The sequence below is a fragment of the Streptomyces sp. NPDC050085 genome (assembly GCF_044460595.1).
GTDB lineage: Bacteria > Actinomycetota > Actinomycetes > Streptomycetales > Streptomycetaceae > Streptomyces.
On the sequence record NZ_JBITJZ010000006.1, the window covers coordinates 305824 to 323362 of the forward strand.

Annotated in this window: 13 protein-coding genes; 3 read left to right on the forward strand and 10 right to left on the reverse strand. The window is 72.0% G+C overall.

The genetic code is table 11. The annotated features are described in order from the left end of the window. Positions 1-19: 19 nt before the first annotated feature. The 5 genes from ACIBUY_RS24495 to ACIBUY_RS24515 are packed head-to-tail and all read right to left on the reverse strand — an operon-like array spanning position 20 to position 8909. A complete protein-coding gene (locus ACIBUY_RS24495) occupies positions 20-3325 on the reverse strand; it encodes a serine hydrolase (RefSeq protein ID WP_399153700.1) in 3306 nt (1101 codons plus the stop codon). 54 nt (positions 3326-3379) lie between these two features. Continuing rightward, positions 3380-4360, reverse strand: coding sequence for an ABC transporter ATP-binding protein (locus tag ACIBUY_RS24500; protein ID WP_399153701.1), 981 nt, complete (start codon positions 4358-4360; stop codon positions 3380-3382). Further along, complete coding sequence (locus ACIBUY_RS24505) at positions 4357-6273, reverse strand: dipeptide/oligopeptide/nickel ABC transporter permease/ATP-binding protein (RefSeq protein WP_399153702.1); 1917 nt, start codon at positions 6271-6273, stop codon at positions 4357-4359. Before ACIBUY_RS24505 ends, ACIBUY_RS24500 begins: the two co-directional genes overlap by 4 nt. After that, positions 6273-7292, reverse strand: a complete 1020-nt coding sequence (locus ACIBUY_RS24510) for an ABC transporter permease (RefSeq protein ID WP_399153703.1) — start codon at positions 7290-7292, stop codon at positions 6273-6275. The genes ACIBUY_RS24505 and ACIBUY_RS24510 overlap by 1 nt, the downstream gene beginning before the upstream one ends. A gap of 12 nt (positions 7293-7304) precedes the next feature. After that, positions 7305-8909, reverse strand: coding sequence for an ABC transporter substrate-binding protein (locus ACIBUY_RS24515; protein WP_399153704.1), 1605 nt, complete (start codon positions 8907-8909; stop codon positions 7305-7307). Positions 8910-9222: 313 nt separating this feature from the next. Between ACIBUY_RS24515 and ACIBUY_RS24520 the strand changes: the two genes are divergently transcribed. Beyond that, complete coding sequence (locus ACIBUY_RS24520; protein WP_399153705.1) at positions 9223-10158, forward strand: GNAT family N-acetyltransferase; 936 nt, start codon at positions 9223-9225, stop codon at positions 10156-10158. A 106-nt stretch (positions 10159-10264) separates the two neighbouring features. Here ACIBUY_RS24520 and ACIBUY_RS24525 read toward each other — a convergent pair whose 3' ends face one another. Continuing rightward, the gene (locus ACIBUY_RS24525) at positions 10265-10705 is read right to left on the reverse strand and encodes an OsmC family protein (protein ID WP_365575834.1); all 441 of its coding nucleotides are present in this window, start codon (positions 10703-10705) and stop codon (positions 10265-10267) included. Between the two features lie 518 nt (positions 10706-11223). Here ACIBUY_RS24525 and ACIBUY_RS24530 point away from each other — a divergent pair. Then, entirely contained in the window at positions 11224-12009 is a 786-nt protein-coding gene (locus ACIBUY_RS24530) for an SAM-dependent methyltransferase (protein ID WP_399153706.1), read from the forward strand. 75 nt (positions 12010-12084) lie between these two features. After that, the gene (locus ACIBUY_RS24535; RefSeq protein WP_399153707.1) at positions 12085-13239 is read left to right on the forward strand and encodes a lipid II:glycine glycyltransferase FemX; all 1155 of its coding nucleotides are present in this window, start codon (positions 12085-12087) and stop codon (positions 13237-13239) included. Positions 13240-13254: 15 nt separating this feature from the next. On the opposite strand, the gene murF is transcribed toward ACIBUY_RS24535, so the two are convergent. The 4 genes from murF to ACIBUY_RS24555 all read right to left on the reverse strand — a co-directional run bounded on the left by murF (position 13255) and on the right by ACIBUY_RS24555 (position 17493). Then, positions 13255-14616 carry a UDP-N-acetylmuramoyl-tripeptide--D-alanyl-D-alanine ligase gene (gene murF, locus ACIBUY_RS24540; protein WP_365575828.1) on the reverse strand — a complete coding sequence of 454 codons (1362 nt, stop codon included), beginning with the start codon at positions 14614-14616 and terminating at the stop codon, positions 13255-13257. Between the two features lie 115 nt (positions 14617-14731). Beyond that, the gene (gene vanX, locus ACIBUY_RS24545; RefSeq protein WP_399153708.1) at positions 14732-15355 is read right to left on the reverse strand and encodes a D-Ala-D-Ala dipeptidase VanX; all 624 of its coding nucleotides are present in this window, start codon (positions 15353-15355) and stop codon (positions 14732-14734) included. After that, positions 15348-16415 carry a D-alanine--(R)-lactate ligase gene (gene vanA / locus ACIBUY_RS24550; RefSeq protein ID WP_399153709.1) on the reverse strand — a complete coding sequence of 356 codons (1068 nt, stop codon included), beginning with the start codon at positions 16413-16415 and terminating at the stop codon, positions 15348-15350. Before vanA ends, vanX begins: the two co-directional genes overlap by 8 nt. After that, a complete protein-coding gene (locus ACIBUY_RS24555; protein ID WP_399153710.1) occupies positions 16408-17493 on the reverse strand; it encodes a D-isomer specific 2-hydroxyacid dehydrogenase family protein in 1086 nt (361 codons plus the stop codon). Before ACIBUY_RS24555 ends, vanA begins: the two co-directional genes overlap by 8 nt. Between the last annotated feature and the right edge of the window lie 46 nt (positions 17494-17539).

Here is a 17539-nt window from a genome sequence, read left to right on the forward strand (position 1 = left end):
GGACACCTTCTGGTTCATGTCAGGACACCTTCGGGGTCGCGCGCACGCCGAAGTGCAGGTACGGCTCGCCGGTGGGCAGCGAGTAGAAGGTCACGGGGGTCCAGGAGCGGGTTCCCGGCAGCCGTACGACGAAGAGGTCGTCGCTCACGGGCACCAGAGCGGCCTCCTGGACCGTCTGAGGCACGAGCGCGGCGAGCGGGCCGGTCACGGTGTGGCGCAGCCTCGGCCCGTCGGCGCCCTGCAGGATCTCGATGCGCGCGCCTTCCCTCTCGTACCTGCCCGTGTGGCGCTGGATGTCGGCGGTGTTCGGCCCGGCGGGCGGTGCGAGCGGAGCGGGCATGGCGACGTCAGCCAGTTCGGCGAAGATCTCCCGGAACAGCTCCAGGTACAGGTCGTGGGTGGCGCCGCCGTTGGTGAGCAGCGTGACGGCGAGGTCCTGTTCGGGCAGCAGGCGCAGGAACGCCGACTGGCCGATGGTGTTGCCGTCGTGCCCGACGAGCCGGTGGCCGTCCCAGTCGAAGCGGATCCAGCCGAGGCCCCAGGAGTCCCCGAGGGTGTGCACGTCCGGCAGGTCGACCTGCTTCTCGGTCATGGCGCGTGCCGCCTGCGGCGACAGGACGCGGGTGCCGTCCGCGGCACGGCCGTCCGCGAGGTGCAGGCGTGCGAAGGCGAGGACGTCGGCGGCGGACGCGGTGATCAGTCCGGCGGGTCCCGCCGACCGGGGCAGCCCCCAGACGGGGACGGGCCGCGGGTCGTCGTCGCCCTGCGCGTCGTGCCCCGTGGCGGCGCGGAAACGCAGCGCCTCCTCGGGCAGGGTGACGGTGTGCGCGAGGCCGAGCGGGGAGCAGATCCGCTCCTTGACGGCGGCGTCCCAGCTGGTGCCGGTGAGCTTTTCGACGATCCGGCCGGCGAGCACGAAACCGGAGTTGCAGTACGAGAAGGTCGCGCCCAGGGGGTGGTTCTGCGCCGCCGCGTCCAGCTGGTCGACGTACCGCTCGAGGCAGTCGTCGCCGCGGCCGGTGTCGGTGAAGACGTCGCCGTCGATGCCGCTGGTGTGGGTCAGCAGATGGCGTACGGTCACCTGTTTCGCCGTGTGCGGGTCGGCGAGGCGCAGGTCCGGCAGGACGTCGGTGACGGGTGCGTCGAGGTCGAGCCTGCCCTCGTCGACGAGTTGCATGATCAGTGTGGTGGTCCACACCTTGGTGATCGAGCCGATCTGGAACAACGAGTCCTGGGTGGCCGTGACGCCGGTGTCCTTGTTCAGCACACCGGTTGCGGCCAGGGCGGTCTCGTCGCCGCGGGCGATGCCGAGGACGGCGCCGGGCACGCGGTGGCGGGCGGCGAGTGCGTCGAGGCGCCGCTGCCAGTGCGCGACGTCCAGAGGGGGACGGCCGGTGCCCGCGTGCCGTTCCACCCAGTCGACGACGCGCCGCGCGAGGTCGACGCGGTGCGAGGGCGGCCCGTCGAGCAGGAACAGGTGCGCTCCGTCCGGGTAGCGCACCAGCCGGGTGGGAACGCCGCGCACGCGCAGCGCGCTGAACCACTGCTCGGCCTGCCCGACCGGACAGCGTTCGTCGGCCGCGCCGTGCACCACCAGGGTCGGGGTGCGCACGTCCTGCACGCGCGCGTACGGGGACAGTGCGGCGTAGCGTTCGCGCTGTTCCCACGGCTGCCCGCCGAGTTCGGCCTCGGCGAGGGCGTGGGCCTCGTCGCTGGTGCCGCACATGCTGGTGAGGTCGCTGACCACGCCACCGGCGACGGCGGCCGCGAAGCGGTGGTCGCGGCTGGTCAGCCAGCAGGTCATGAACCCGCCGTAGCTGTAACCGGCTACGGCCAACTTGGCTGCGTCCGCGATCCGTTCGGCAACGAGGGCGTCCAGCGGTTCGAGGAGGTCCGCCGCGTCGGCCTCGCCCCACGCCGTGCGGGCGGCGGTGAAGAACTCCTCGCCGTAGCCGTCGCTGCCCCGGGGGTTGAGCAGCAGCACCGACCAGCCGCGTGCGACGAGCGCCTGGTGGTAGAGGTGGTGGGGGTCGGCCGCGCCGTTCCACGCGTTGTGCGGGCCGCCGTGGATGTCGAGCAGCAGCGGGGTCGGCCCGTCGGCGGCCGGGTCGCGCAGCAGCCAGCCCTGCACGGTGGTGCCGTCGGACACGGTGAACTCCCGTTCCTGCGGCGTGAACAGGGCCACCTCGCCCAGTGCGGCACCGTGCCGGGTGAGCACCCGCTCGCGGCCGGTGGTGAGGTCGACGGTGGTGATCTCGCCGTACGAGATGGGGGTCGCCAGGACGAGCGCGGCGCGGCCGGCGGCGACGGACAGTCCAGAGACGACCCGTCCCGCGCCGCCGACGAGGACGCGTGGTGCACCGCCGTCGGGGTCCGTCGCGTAGAGGTGGGTGCAGCCGTGCTCCCGTACGCAGAACAGCACCGAGCCGCCGTCGGCGGTGGGCCGGGGTACCGCGCCCGGGTAGCCGGGGCCGCCGGGCATGACGTTGCGGTCGAGCCCGGCGGTGAGGACGGCCGGTGCGCCCCCGTCCACGGGGATGCGCAGCACGTGTGCGTGGCCGAGGGCGGTGTCCGTGCGGCCGGCGACCAGGAGCGCGTCCCCGTCGGCGGCCCATGCGGCGGCGTACGCGAGGCCTTCGCGCGGGCCGACGAGGCGCGGTGCGGCGCCGGAGCCCGTGGCGTTCACGACGTACGCCGCGGAGCGTCGCGTCAGATCGGCGTCGGTGCCGCGTGCCGCGCAGAAGGCGAGGCCGCGGCCGTCCGGCGACCAGGCCGGGTGTCCGGCGTGCCAGTCGCCGTGGGTGATCTGCCGGACGGTCCGCCGGTCGCCCTCCAAGACGTCCACGACGTGCAGATGGCTGCGGGCCGTGCCGAACAGGCCCGGTCCGTCGGCCTTGTAGGTGAGCCGGTCCGTGACGACCGGCTCCTTGCCCCGGGCGGGTCCGGTGGGTGCGGTGAAGGCGATCGCGGTGCCGTCCGGGGACCACACCGGGGCTCCCGCGCCCGCCGGAAGGTCGGTGAGCGGCTCGGGTTCACCGCCGTCGGCGGGCAGCAGCCACACCTGGGCGGGTCCGTCGCCGCCGCGCAGGAACGCGATCCGGCGGCCGTCGGGGGACCAGGCAGGGGCGGTGTCGGCCGGGCCGCGGGTCAGGCGTCGCGCGGGGCCGCCGCCGGTGGGCACGGTCCACAACGCGCGCTCGTTCCGGTCGTGTTCACGGTCGGCGGTGCGCAGCACGTAGGCGATGCGGGTGCCGTCCGGGGCGATGGCCGGCTGTTCCGGCAGGGCGATGGCGTACAGATCGTCGAGGCCCAGGCGTCGCGTCACGGTGTGCGGTCTCCTCGCGGACGGGGGTGGATGGGTGCGGGGTGTGTGCTCGAGTCATGAACTTCCGTCCTCCCGTGGCTCTTTGGGGAGGGCGAAGTGGCAGGCGGCGCGGTGGGGCCGGGTCGCGGCGGCCACGGCGGGATCCGTGGTGCGGCACACGTCGCGCCCGGCGTGGGCGAGGGGTCCTGCGGGGCAGCGCGGATGGTAGGCGCAGCCGGTGGGAGGGTGGTGCGGGTCGGCCGGTTCCGCGGTGTCGAGCGCGGGTTCCGTGGCGATGTCCCAGGCCGAGGTGCGGCGGGGCACGGCGGCCAACAGGTCGCGGGTGTACGGGTGTTGGGGGTCGGCGAGGACCTGTTCCGTGGGGCCCGCCTCGACGATCGCACCGAGGTACATCACGGCGATGTGGTCGCTGAGGTGGCGCACGACGGCCAGGTTGTGGGAGATGAACAGCATGCTCAGGCGCAGCCGCCGCTGTACATCGCGCATCAGGTTGAGCACGGCGCCCTGGACGGAGACGTCGAGTGCGGAGGTGATCTCGTCGGCGATGACGACCTGCGGCCGCCCGGCGAGCGCGCGGGCGACGGCGACGCGTTGGCGCTGACCGCCGGAGAGCTGTCCGGGCAGCATCGAGGCGCGGTCCGGATCGAGGTTCACCTGGTCGAGCAGCCGGGCGACTTCGGTACGCCGGTCCGCCCGGCCCCGGTCGCGTGCGCGGGGCAGCGCCTCGGCGATGGACGCGCCGACGGTCATGCGCGGGTCCAGGGACGCGTACGGGTCCTGGAACACCATCTGCAGCGGGCGGTGGCGCCGCGGCAGGGCGCGCACGTCGGTGCCGTCCAGCAGGATCCGCCCGCGGGCGAGCGGCGCGAGGCCGACGGCGGCGCGGGCCAGTGTCGACTTCCCCGAGCCCGACTCCCCCACCAGGCCGACCACTTGACCGGACGGGACGGTCAGGTGCGCCCCTGCCACGGCGGTCAGGGCGTGGCGCCGGCTGCCGTAGCGCACGCTCACGTCGTCGAAGACGAGCTCGCTCATGCCGTCCCTCCTGTCGTGCGGTTCTCGGCCAACTCGCCCTTGCCCGTAGCGGGGTGCCAGCACGCGACCCGGTGCCCGGCCGGGTACACGACCGGCTCCGGGTCCTCGCGGCGGCACTGGTCGTCGGCGTACGGGCAGCGCGGGGCGAAGGCGCATCCCGCGGGCATCCCGTCGGGTTCCGGCGGGCGTCCGGGGATCACGGCGAGCGGCCGGTCCCGGTCGGTGTCGAGGTCGGGCACCGCGGCCAACAGGGCACGCGTGTAAGGGTGTTGGGCCCGGCTGAACAGGTCGGCGGCGGGCAGGTCCTCGACGATGCGGCCCGCGTACATGACCAGCACCCGGTCGCAGGTGCGGGCGACGACGGTGATGTCGTGGCTGATGAGCAGGACGGCGGCGCCCCGCTGTTCCCGCACCTCGGCGAGCAGGCGCAGCACTTGGCGCTGCACGGTGACGTCGAGGGCGGTGGTCGGTTCGTCCGCGACGATCAGCCGGGGGTCGCCCATGAGGCCCATGCCGATCATGGCGCGCTGGCGCATCCCGCCGGAGAACTCGTGCGGGTACTGCCGGGCGCGCCGCTCGGGTGCGGGCACGCGGACGGCACGCAGCCGGTCCTCGGCGCGGGCGAACGCGGCGCGCCGTGACAGGTGTTGGTGCTGTTCGGCGACCTCGGCGAGCTGGCGTCCGACGCTCGTCACGGGGTTGAACGAGGACGCCGGGTCCTGGAAGACCATCGCCAGCGAGGTGCCGAGCAGGGTACGCAGTGCGCGGGGCCCGGTGTCCAGCAGCGGCTGCCCGGTGAACTCCAGGCGGCGGGCGGTCACGTGGGCGGGTGGTTCCAGGATCCGGGAGACGGCGAGCGCGGTGAGGCTCTTGCCGGATCCGGACTCGCCGACGACGCCGACGGCTTCACCGGGGTGGACGCGGAAGCTGACGCCGCGCACCGGGGTGATCCACCCGTCGGGGCCGGGGAAGGCGACCCGCAGGTCCTCCACGGCGAGGACCGGTTCCCCGTCCACGGGTTGCGGTGCGGCGGCGGGCCCGGGCGGGACCGGCGGGCGACGGGCCGCGGTGGCGCGGGGCAGGGTGCGGATGCCGAGGGCGGCGGCCGCGGCCTCGCCGAAGAGGTGGAACGCCAGGCCGGTGACGACGACGGCCACGCAGGGGCCGAGGGCGGGCGCCGGGGTCAGGTTGATCCTGCCGAGGCCCTCGCCGAGGAGCCGGCCCCAGTCGTAGTCCGGGGGCTGGACGCCCAGGCCCAGGAACGAGAGCCCGGCGAAGGCGAGGAGTGAACTGCCCGCGCCGATCGTGGCGTTGACGGCCAGGGGTTCGGCGATGTTCGGCAGGATGTGGCGGGTCAGCAGCCGGATGCGGCCGACGCCGACGGTGCGGGCGGCGGCCACGAAGTCCTGCCCCGCGACCGACGCGCTCAGCGTCTGGGCGAGCCGGGCGAACGCCGGGGCCGTCGCGAGCCCGATCGCCAGGACGGCGCCGCGCGTGCCCACGCCGATGACGACGGCGAAGAACAGCGCGAGGAGCAGGCCGGGGAACGCGACGGCGATGTTCACCACGGAGGTGACGAGGCGGCCGGTGCGGCGGGGCAGCACCGAGGGCGCCGCACCCAGCAGCAGACCCAGGGCCACGCCCAGCAGGGTCGCGGTCACCGCCAGGAACAGGGAGAGGCGGGTGGCCACGAGCACGCGCAGGAAGACGTCGCGGCCGAGCGCGTCCGTGCCCAACAGGTGGGCGCCGGACGGGCCTTGCTGGATCGCGGCCGTGTCGACCACGTCGGCCCGATCGCCCCACAGGACCGGAGCGAGGACGGCCAGGGCGACGACCGCGAGGAGCAGCAGCCCCGCGCAGGCGCCGACGGGGGTGCGGGCGACCGCGCGCCATCGGGAGTGTGCCGCGGACATCAGACCTCCCCGATCGCGGAGCGCGGGTCGAGCACGGCCAGCGCCACGTCGACCAGCAGGTTCACGGCCAGCACCCCGGCGCCGTAGACCAGCACGATGCCCTGCACCAGCGGATAGTCCTTCTGCAGGATGGACTGCACGATCGTCGAGCCGAGCCCGGGCCAGGCGAACACGTTCTCCACCAGGACCGTGCCCGCGACCAGCGCCGACAGCAGCAGGCCGCCGAGGGTGAGGGTGGCGGTCACCGCGTTGGGCAGGGCGTGGCGCAGGTACACGCGGCGCGGCGGCAGCCGTTTGGCGCGCGCGGTGCGCACGTAGTCGCGGGACAGCACCGACAGCACCTCCACGCGGCAGATCCTGGCCAGCACCGCGGCCGGCCCGGCGGACAGGGCGAGCACCGGCAGGACGTACGAGCCGGGGCCCTGCCGTCCCGCGACGGGGAACCAGCCGAGGCGCACCGCGAACACGTAGGCGAGGACGACGGCGAGCAGGAACTCCGGTACGGCGGCCAGCAGTCCGCTCACCGAGGTGAAGGCCAGCTCGGCGCCGCGGCGGCGCCCCGACCGGGTCAGGGCAGCCGTCGCCGTGCCCAGCGGGACGGCGACGGCGAGCGCCAACAGGAAGGCGAGACAGGCCAGTTGGGCGGTCGCGGGCAGCCGGTCGGCGATGGTCCGGGTCACCGGCAGCCCGGAGATCGTGGAGCTGCCGAGGTCTCCGGTGCACAGTCCGCCGAGGAAGTGCGCGTACTGCCGCCACAGCGAGTCGTCGAGCCCGAGCTCCGCGCGGCGCGCCGCGACGACGTCCGGCGAGGCGGTCATGCCCAGGGCGGCGCGCACCGGGTCACCGGGGACGAGGTGGATCATCAGGAACGCGGCGGTGACGAGCACCCACAGCGACAGCACGAGCCGGGCCGCGCGCCGGACGCCGAACCGGAGCCAGCGGTTGTGCCGCCAGGAGGGCGCGGGCGCCGTCGACGGCGGAGCGGCTCCGGCCGCCGCCGGCGTCATCACTGTCGTCATCGCAGCGACCCCCTATTCCGCGTACATGCGGATCGAGGACGGGACGATCGAGCCCTGGCCGACCTCGAAGCGGGCCGACTTGCCGAAGACGGGGGTGAGCGAGTTGTAGTAGGGCACGACGTCGACGTGCTTGATGAGCGCCGCTTCGGCCTGCTGCCACTGCGCGCAGCCGGCGGCGCCGACCTGCTGCGACGCCTTCTGTACGAGGGCCGTGTACGCGGAGTTGTCGACCCCGGAGAAGTTCACGCCCTTCGGCGGCGTGGGCCCCGACATGAACGGAACGAGCTGGGTGGGGACCGAGAGGGCGACCGGCCCCATGGACACGTCCCAGTTGCCGGAGCCGAACAGGGTGCTGTTCAGTCCGGGACTGTCCACCGCCTTCAGCGTGACCTCGGCGCCGGCGCTCTTCCACACCTTCTGGATCAGCTCGGCGCCCGCGGCCATGGTGGGCCCGTTCTGGCTTCCGTACAGCAGGCTCAGGGTCAGCTTCTTGCCGCCCTTGGTACGGGTGCCGCCCGCGCCCTGGGTCCAACCGGCCGCGTCCAGTGCGGACTTGGCGGCGTCGAGGTCGTGTGCGGGCAGGTTGCCCGTGACGGAGTCACCGGTGCAGGCCCGCGGTTCGTCGGTGAGCATGCCCCGGGACGGCTTTCCGGTGCCGCTGGTGATGACCTTGCCGAGGTCGGACAGGTCGAGCGCCTGGACCAGCGCGCGCCGCACCCGTTCGTCGGCGCCGGGGCGGGTGCCGGCCTGGTTGAAGTACATCTCGCCCAGCGGCGCCTGCACATCGGCGTGGAACATCTTCTGCGCGGCCAGCCGCTGTTGCTCGGGCCCGGCCACCGCGGCCGCGTTCAGCTCTCCGGAGAGCAGTAGGTTGGCGGTCGTGGTCTCGTTGGCGACGACGCGGACCGTCACCTTGTCGGGGAGCCCCTTGGCCGCTGCCGCGGGCCCTTTGTAGTCCTTGCGCCGGGTCAGGGTGTAGTGGTCGCCGGCGACGGCCTCGGTCATGGCGAACATGCCGGTGCCGCTCCCCTTGCCGCCCTGGGCCAGGACCGTACGGTCCTTCAGGCCGCGCCCGCAGGCGATCGGCACGGAGCCCGCGTTGCGCAACAGGAACGCGTCCGGGGCACCGCTGGTGAGGGTGACCGTGCGCTGCGCGTCGTCGGCCTTCGCCGTGGTGCCGGGCTGGATCTGCACACCGGCCAGCGGCGACTTGTTCTTCGGGTCGCCGATGTAGTCGATGTTCGCGGCGACGTCGCTCGCGGTCAGCGGCGCACCGTCGGAGCAGGTGACGCCGGGCCGCAGCGTGAAGGTCGCCTTCGTTGTCGTCGCCTGCCAGCTCTGCGCGAGCCCCGCGACGGGCTCGCCGTTTCGGTCGAGACCCACCAACGAGTCGTACACATAACGGTTGATACCGATGGCGATCGACATGACGGTCTTCGCCGGGTCGAGACTCCCCGGATCGGACGCGTACGCCACGGTGAAGTTCCCCCCGTCCGCCAACGCCCCCTTCCCACCCGCACCCGAGCCGGAGCCCCCTCCCCCACACCCGGCGGCGAGCAGCGCGGCGACCACCACCACGGGCCCGACGCGCACGGCGTGTCCCGCGCCGCCTCTCATCCCCACTCCCGCGTGCACTCGTCCGTCGTCGACATGCGGACCCCCATCTCCGAGGCTTCGAACCGGTGTTGTCCGGAAGGTAGGGCAGCGACACCGCGCGACACTTCGTCGGCCACCACGAGGAGGAGCGGTCCGGTTCGTCGGGGCGGACGATCGTGTGCGTGTGCCGGGTGGGGGTTGAGTCTTCTGTGAGGGGCCGACTTTCCGCTCGCTCAGTCCCGAGCTGCCAGATGGCCGCGCCCCGAGCGGATCCCGCGCCTCGCGGTCGGCAACCCCGTTTACGCATCGTTCTGTATATGGAACACTCGCCGCCATGGACCTACGTGTCGCCCACGCATCCGAGTTGCCCGCCCTCGTCCAGTACGCCGACCGGCCCGAGCACAACGCCGGGACCGCCGCTTACCTCGCCGACCTGCTCTCGCAGAAGTGCACCCGACCCGAGTGGTGTCTCGTCGCCGAGGACGGTGACGGGCGCGTCGGCGCGGCCACCGCCTTGTGGACGCTTCCCGGCAGTGACGTCCCAAGAGCCCTGGTGCTCCTCGAAGTTCCGTGGGACGAGCCGGAACTGGCCACCGGGCAGGCGTTGTTGGCCGAGGCCGGGAAGCTGGCCGCCTCGCTGGGGGCCTCGGAGTTGGAGCACGTCATCGACTCTCCTGCGCAGGCGCCGCAGTTCCAGGCGGATCCCGAGCGGCGTGCCGAGCTGCTCCGTCTCGCGGGCTTTTCGCTCGCCCGTGACGGCCGCCGCTTCCGCCGCGCGGCGGGAGGTGAACTCCCGCCGCAGGACGACCGGTTGACCTGGCGTTCCCTGGCCGAGCTCGGCCGGGAGCCGTTCCTCGCGCTGCTCGCGGAGACGCTGCCGACGAGCGCCGATGCTCATTTCGCCGCGGGGGTGGCCCGGCACGGCGCCCGCGGGGCGGCCGAGGAGGTCCTCGCGGACATGGAGGCGTTTGCGTACGAACCCCACTGGTGGGAGATCGGCCACGCGCCGGACGGCACACCGGCCGCCCTGAGCCTGCCCGCCCGCAATCCGTCGGTGGCGGTCATCGGGCTGGTCGCCGTCGCCCCCGCCCACCGCGGCAACGGCTACGCGACCGCGGTCGTCGCCCGCGGGACGAAGGTGCTGGTGGAGGCGGGAGCCCAGGAGATCCGGGGCGACTGCGACCGGGCCAACACCGCCATGAGCAAGGCGTTCGCGCGAGCGGGCTACGAGAATTTCGCCGACCGCCAGGAATTCTCCCGCTCCCTGTGAACGAGGCCGGGCCGCCGCACCGGCCTCGGTCGGCCTCGGCCAGGACGGTGCGATGGCCCGTGCGTCAGTTGGTCGCCGCTTCCAGGTGCCCCCCTGGTTACACCGGCTAGTTGCCCCCGGCCGTGTCGGACACAGTCGCATCGACCGGCGTGCCCGCCTCGACGGTCCGGCTGACCGTGCACAGCCGGTCGTGCGAGGTCTTCACCGCCCGCGGCAGGATCGCGCGGGCCCGATCGCCCGAAGGGCCGTCCGGGAATGTCACGGAGAAGGTGACCCCGAGGTCCGCCATCCGGTTGCCGCTCTCGTCCTCGACCTTGTTGCCGTTCACGGTGACGGTGAACGTCGTCGGTTCCGTGTGACGGCTCGTGGCGACCTCCACATCGGCCGCGGTACAGCCGCCGATCGCGGCGAGGAAGAGTTCGACGGGCGTGAAGTCGGTGCCCGAGCCGGTCCCGAAGTCGAGTGTGCCGCCACGGGCATTGGTCGCGGTGAACCGGCCGGGACCGGCACGCTCGATGGTGACGGAGCGCAGTGCGTTGTCAGTCATGGCTACGACAGTAATCTCACGCCGCGCCTCCCGTGCGTATGCACGGCTGCGCCCCTTCCCTCTCCCTGACGCGCCGCCCAACTGGCCCCTTCGGCCCTCGCTCCCGCCCAACGCCGAAGCGGCATTGGGGAGTAGGCGCATTGCGGGCCGGACGTCGAGGTCACGCTCTGTCATGCCGTGGTGGTCCGGACGCCGCATCGGGGGTTCTCATGTCACATCCCACACTGCCTTCGGGAGTGAAGTCGCGGGCTACCGCCGAACTCGCGGCTGCGGCTCCTGCCGTCGCCGTCGGCGTCGCGCATGACGGAGGGCCGTCCGAGGGATGGCGGAGAGCTGACGGACCGCTGCCGGTCCAACACCCCTCGCCTGCACGGCAGATGGGGATGATCGGACGTCCACGGCGACGCTGTGCGATGCCATGGCCAATGACATAATCCCAGGGTCCTCAACGGCCACATCCAGGGCGCGGCACGATCCTGGTGAACCGGTCAGCGATCGAGCACACGCTGGAGTCAGGCATGACGGCACAGTCCTCCCCCCACCGCATCGACACGAGCAGGCCCCACCCGGCCCGTGTCTACGACTGGCTGCTCGGCGGCAAGGACAACTATCCGGTCGATCAGGAGGTGGCGGAGAAGCTGCCGCCGGAGTCCCAGCGGAGCGCGCGGCGCAACCGCGCGTTCATGCACCGCGCCGCGGCCTGGCTGGCGGGCCAGGGGGTCGACCAGTATCTCGACATCGGCACCGGCATCCCGACCCGGCCGAACCTGCACCAGATCGTGCAGGGCATCGTGCCCTCGGCCCGGATCGCGTACACCGACAACGACCCCATCGTGCTGCGGCACGCGGAGGCCCTGCTGGTGAGCACCCCGGAAGGGGCCACCGACTACATCGAGGCGGATGTGCGCCGGCCCGAGGCGATCCTCGACCACGCGCGTACGTTCCTGGACTTCAGCCGTCCCGTCGCGCTGTCGATGGTCGCGCTGATGCACTTCATCACGGACGACGAGGACCCCTACGGCCTGACGCGGACGCTCGTCGACGCGCTGCCGTCGGGCAGTTACTTCATGTTCTCCCACGGCACCACCGACGAGCACCCGCACCTCGCACAGTCGGTGAAGAACACGTACCGCAAGGGCGAGATCCCGCTGCGGATGCGGACGCGGGCCGAGGTCGAGCCGTTCTTCGAGGGCCTCGACCTGGTCGAGCCCGGCCTGGTGACGGCGACCAGGTGGTACAAGGACGAGCCCGCGCCCGCCGATGAGCTGAGCGGCTTCTACGTCGGGGTCGCCCGCGTGCCGTAGGGGCATCGGCGCCTATCGTCGGCGTATCGAAAAGCGGATACGTGCCGGCGACACAGCGCCGACTTGACTGGCGCCATGTCATACCGCGAACCGCCACCCCTGTCCCTCCCTGTGACACTGACCGTCGCGCCGCTGAGCGACACCGAGCACCTGTCCTTCGTACGGGCGCGGCGGTCGGTGAACTTCGTGCAGACCCCGGCGTGGGGGCGGGTGAAGACGGATTGGCGCAGTGAGTCGCTCGGATGGTTCGACGGCGGACGGCTCGTGGGGGCGGGGCTTGTTCTTCACCGGCCGGTGCCGGGGCTGTCGCGGTTCACGCTCGCGTATCTGCCGTGGGGCCCCGACATCGACTGGTCCGGGGACATCGGTGCGTGGCTCGACCCGCTGGCGTCCTACCTCAAGGCCCGCGGTGCGTTCGCGATCCGACTGTGCCCGCCGGTGCGGACGCACACGTGGGATGCGGCGCAGGTCAAGGACGGCGTGGCCGATCCGGGCGTGCGGCGGCTCACGGGACTGCCCGGCGGGCACGTCGATCCGGTCGGTGCCGAGGTGAGCCGGCGGCTGCGGGCGGCCGGCTGGCTGCCGCAGAGCCCCGAGGACGGGTTCGGCGCCGGGCAGCCGCAGTTCACGTACGAGGTACCGCTGGCGGGACGGTCACAGGACGACGTCCTGAGGGGCATGAACCAGCAGTGGCGCCGCAACATCAAGAAGGCCTCGAAGGCGGGCGTCGAGGTCACGGTCGGTGGCGCGTCGGACCTCCCGGCGTTCCACGAGCTCTATGTGCACACCGCCGCGCGCGACGGATTCAGGCCGCGGCCGCCGGCGTACTTCGAGACGATGTTCGCGGAGTTGAGTGCCGAGGATCCCGGGCGGATCTCGCTCTATCTCGCGCGCCACGAGGGCGAGTTGGTGGCCGCCACGATCCTGGTGCTGGTCGGCGGGCACGCCTGGTACGTGTACGGCGCCTCGTCGACGGCCAAGCGCGAGGTGCGGGGATCCAACGCGTGCCAGTGGGCGATGATCCGTGACGCCTTGGCGGCGGGCTGCGACGTGTACGACCTGCGGGGCATCACGCCGACGCTGGACGCCGCTGATCCGCAGGTGGGGCTGATCCGCTTCAAGGTCGGTACCGGGGGCCGGGCGGTGCGGTACGTCGGGGAGTGGGACCTGCCGCTGCGACCGCTGGTGCACCGCGCGTTCGACCTGTACATGCGGCGCCGCGCGCGCTGAGCCCGCGCCGCACGGCTACCCGAGTGCGGCGGCCACCTCGTCGAGACGGGCGCCGCGCGACGCCTTGACGAGGACGACGTCGCCGCCGGTCAGGGTCTCGCGCAGCCAGGCGACGGCCGCCTGGTTGTCGCTGAAGGCGATCGCCCGCTCCCCCGGGGCGTCGGCGACGGGGCGGGCGGTCGCGCCGACGACGGCCACCAGGTCGGCGCGCGCGGCCGCGTACGCGCCCACCGCCCGGTGTTCGGCCTCGCTGTCGGCGCCGAGTTCGAGCATCGCGCCGAGTACGGCGATACGGCGGCGGCCCGCGACGGCTGCGAGCGTGTCCAGGGCGGCTCGGGTGGAATCGGGGTTGGCGTTGTAGGAGTCGTTGAGCAGGGTCGCGCCGCAGGCCAGGGTGCGGAGCTCCATGCGCCACCTGGACAGTGAGGCGGTGCTGAGGGCCACCGCCGAGGTGAGCAGGGGGATGCCGGCCGCGAGTCCCGCCGCGGCGGCGGCCGCCGCGTTGAGTGCCTGGTGGGCGCCCGCGAACGGCAGCGCGACACGGGCGCAGGCGCCGGAGGCACGCAGCGTGAACGTCGCCCGGCCCAGGCGGTCGAGGACCAGGTCCTGGACCCGCACGTCGGCGTGTGCGGCGCGGCCGAAGGTCAGGACCGGCCCGCCGGTCAGCGCACGCATCGCGACGACGCGGGGGTCGTCGGCGTTGAGGACGGCGGTGCCGCCGGGTGCGAGGCCGCGCACGAGTTCGCCCTTGGTCCGTGCGATGGCCGCGCGCGAGCCGAACTCCCCGATGTGGGCCTGGCCGACGTTGAGCACGACCGCGATGTCGGGTGCGACCAGGCCGGTGAGGTGGGATATGTCGCCGAGGTGGCGGGCGCCCATTTCGAGGGCGAGGAAGCGGGTGTGCGCGTCGGCGCGCAGCATGGTCAGGGGTACGCCGAGTTCGTTGTTGTACGAACCGTGCGTGGCGACGGTCGGCCCGGCGCCCGAAAGGACCGCGGACAGCAGGTCCTTGGTGCTGGTCTTGCCCTGTGAGCCCGTCACGGCGACGACGGTCAGCCGGTCGCGCAGCCGGGCCACGGCGTGGGCGGCGAGCGTCTGCAGTGCGTCCTGTACGTCGCCGACGACGACGGTGGGCAGCGGTGTCGGCCGCGAGCCGAGCACGGCGGTCGCACGGGTGCGGCCCGCGTAGTCGTGGCCGTCGACGCGCTCACCGGCCATGGCGACGAAGAGACCACCCGGTTCGCCGTGCCGGCTGTCGAGCACGGCCGGCGCCCGCACGGTGACGGTCGCGTCACCCGCCACCCGGCCGCCGACGAGCGCGGCGATCTCCGCGAGCGAGAGGGGGTGCGGGGCGGGGGACGGCCGGCTCTGAGTCATGACTCCAGTGAAGACGGCGGGGTGTTGCCGGTGCGTATGCGGTTCTCGATACGCGGGCGATAGGTGGCGGGCCCCGCCAGGGCTCGCCAACCTCGCCGTATTCACCCTTCGCCCTTCAACCCAGACTGACCTGCGTGATGGGAAAGTCGAAATAGGTGTCCGGGTAGGGCTCGTCCTTGAGCGTGTAATGCCACCATTCGCAGGCGTAGGAGCTGAATCCGCTGTTCTCCATGACGGATCGAAGACTCCTGCGGTTGTCCGCCTCGGTCCGCGAGATTCCTTCCGCTCCGTGGTGGGAGACCGTGTCCATCAGATCGTGGTCGCCGCCCATGGCGGCAAGGTCGCCGCTGTCCAGGTGGTACAGCGTCAGGTCGACGGTGCTGCCGCGACTGTGGCCCGACTTGGTGGCCACGTATCCGTTCTCGAACATCGCGGGCCGGTCGATACGGGGGTAGTGGCGGTGCTTGGTACGGCCGTCCTCCGGCTGCTCCGACCAGCGCAGGAAGGAGTCCACGGCGCGTTGTGGGCGATAGCCGTCCCAGAGGAGCAGGCCGAATCCGTGAGCGGCCGCCTCTTCTCGTGCGGTCTGCAATGCCGCGCACAGGGCCCTGGTGCCGACGATGCGATTGGCCAGATATCCGTCGACCGGTCTTCCGGTGAAATTGTCCCAGGTGGCGTACTTGGCGTCCCAGCGGACCCCGGGCAGGAACTCGTCCATGAAGACGAAGTCGTTACGCACCGGCCGGCTCCGTCGTGGTCAGGGGCCGGTGCAGTGCCCCGGCCACCAGGCGGTCCATGACCGCGGACAGCGGAATTCCGGCAGCGGCCATCATCCGCGGATAGCGGCTGTACGAGGTCATGCCGGGGAAGGTGTTGACCTCGTTGAGGACGACCTGCCCGTCGTCCTTCAAGAACAGGTCCACGCGGGCGAGTCCGCTGCAGCCCAGGGCGCGGTAGACGGCCTTCGCCGTTTCCTGGACGCGTGCCCGGGATTCAGCGGGAATGTCGGCGGGGACGATCGGCGTCGAATTGTCGGAGCCTGTCTCGGGTTCGTCCTCCTGGTGGATCCGGAAGAATCCGTGGGACAGGGCGATGCGGTCGACTTCTCCCGCGGTCAGGTCCGTTCCGCGACCCAGGATCGCGCAGCCGACTTCACTGCCGACGACCGCCTCCTCGACCAGGACCTTCGTGTCGTACCGGCGGGCGATGTCGAGCGCGCCCGGCAGCTCTTCCGCATGCGCCACCTTGCTGACCCCGAAGGACGATCCCGAGCGGGCCGGCTTCACGAAGACGGGATAGGTGAGCCGTTCGGCATCGATGTCCTCGCCCTCCGCGACCGTCCGGAAGTTCGGCGTGGCGATTCCGGCGCCGGCGGCGACGACATAGGCGAGGGACTTGTCCATGCCCAGCGCGGAACTCTGGACGTCGCAGCCCACGTACGGGATGCCGGACAGTTCGAGCAGACCCTGGATCGCGCCGTCCTCCCCGAGCTTTCCGTGCAGGACGGGCACCACGACATCCAGGCCGATCGTCTCGTACTTCCCCTGGTCGAGGACGAGCAGTCCGGGCACGTCACGGTCCGGGGACAGCACGGCGGTCCGGGATGCGCCGCTCTCCCAGTCCGCGGCGGGGCCCTCGCAGAGTTTCCAGGCTCCGCCGCGCGTGATCCCGATGAAGTACGGCTCGTACGTGTCCGGGTCGAGGTTCCGTGCGATCTCCCGCGCGGACTTGACGGAGATGGGGTGTTCCTCCGAGCAGCCGCCGAAGAGGATTCCCACCTGAAGCTTGGTCTTAGGCACGCTTGTTCCTGCTTTCGAATTCCAGGCAGTTGGTGATCGAGTTCTCGACCGTGTCGCTCAGGGCACGGTCCGTGTAATACGCGGTGTGCGGACTGATGAACGCGTTCGGCATTTCCTGCAGCCGCAGCAGTGGCTTGCTGTCGATGGGCGCGTTCCGTCGGTCGGCGTAGAACACGCCTTCCTCGCCCTCGACGACGTCGAGCGCGACACCACCCAGGCGTCCGTCCTCCAGCGCCGCGACCAGCGCGGTCGAATCGATGAGGGCACCGCGCCCGGTGTTGACCACGAACGCGCCGGGTTTCATCCGCTGGATGCGCTCGCGGTCGAGAAGGTGGTACGTGTCGGCGTTGAGCGGTGCGTGGAGCGTGACGACGTCGCTCGACCTCAGCAATTGATCGAGCGGCACCTCGTCGCCGAGGCCACCGCAGTCGCCGAATTCACCGGATTCCCTGGAATCTCTGAATTCCCCGGACTCCCCGAATTCTCCGGACTTCCCGGACTTCCCGGACTTCCCGGACTCCTCGGACTCTCCGACGCGATTTCCGTACGCCAGAATCCGGCATCCGAAGGCGCGGAGCCTTTCCATGACGGCGGTGCCGATGCGCCCGGTTCCGACCACGCCGACGGTCAGGTCGCGCAGCTCTCTGCCGCGTACGTCGTGCAGACGGTAGTCGTGCACATCCGCGCGGCGGACGGTGGACTTGGCGTGGCGCACCGCCATCAGCAGCATCATCACCGTGTAGTCGGCGACGCTGTCGGGGGAATAGCGGACGTTCCCGACGGAAATGCCGAAGCGGCCCGCACTCTCGACGTCGATGTGGTCGTACCCGACGCTTCTTGTGGAGATGTAGGAGACGCCGACGCGGCTCAGTGCACCCAGTGTCTCCGGGGTGATCCGGGTCTTGTGCCCGACGCTGATGCACCGGTTTCCGGATGCCAGACGGGCGGTCTCCTGCGACACCGCGGATTCCGTGATCGTCGGCGTCACTCCGAATCGGGGAGCCAGCTCCCGGAACCGTGCGGCTTCGTCCCGCCCGCATCCGAAGGCGGTGATTCCCACTGGTTCGCTGTAGGTCATGCCTCCATTGAAGGAAACACGGCGTTGCCGGCGCGTATGCGGTTTT

Coding starts and splice junctions, on each gene's coding strand:
- ACIBUY_RS24500 (WP_399153701.1), bottom strand. CDS start 4,360: ATGAGCGAGCTCGTCTTCGACGACGTGAGCGTGCGCTACGGCAGCCGG.
- ACIBUY_RS24505 (WP_399153702.1), bottom strand. CDS start 6,273: ATGTCCGCGGCACACTCCCGATGGCGCGCGGTCGCCCGCACCCCCGTC.
- ACIBUY_RS24510 (WP_399153703.1), bottom strand. CDS start 7,292: ATGACGACAGTGATGACGCCGGCGGCGGCCGGAGCCGCTCCGCCGTCG.
- ACIBUY_RS24515 (WP_399153704.1), bottom strand. CDS start 8,909: ATGAGAGGCGGCGCGGGACACGCCGTGCGCGTCGGGCCCGTGGTGGTG.
- ACIBUY_RS24520 (WP_399153705.1), top strand. CDS start 9,223: ATGGACCTACGTGTCGCCCACGCATCCGAGTTGCCCGCCCTCGTCCAG.
- ACIBUY_RS24525 (WP_365575834.1), bottom strand. CDS start 10,705: ATGACTGACAACGCACTGCGCTCCGTCACCATCGAGCGTGCCGGTCCC.
- ACIBUY_RS24530 (WP_399153706.1), top strand. CDS start 11,224: ATGACGGCACAGTCCTCCCCCCACCGCATCGACACGAGCAGGCCCCAC.
- ACIBUY_RS24535 (WP_399153707.1), top strand. CDS start 12,085: ATGTCATACCGCGAACCGCCACCCCTGTCCCTCCCTGTGACACTGACC.
- murF (WP_365575828.1), bottom strand. CDS start 14,616: ATGACTCAGAGCCGGCCGTCCCCCGCCCCGCACCCCCTCTCGCTCGCG.
- ACIBUY_RS24555 (WP_399153710.1), bottom strand. CDS start 17,493: ATGACCTACAGCGAACCAGTGGGAATCACCGCCTTCGGATGCGGGCGG.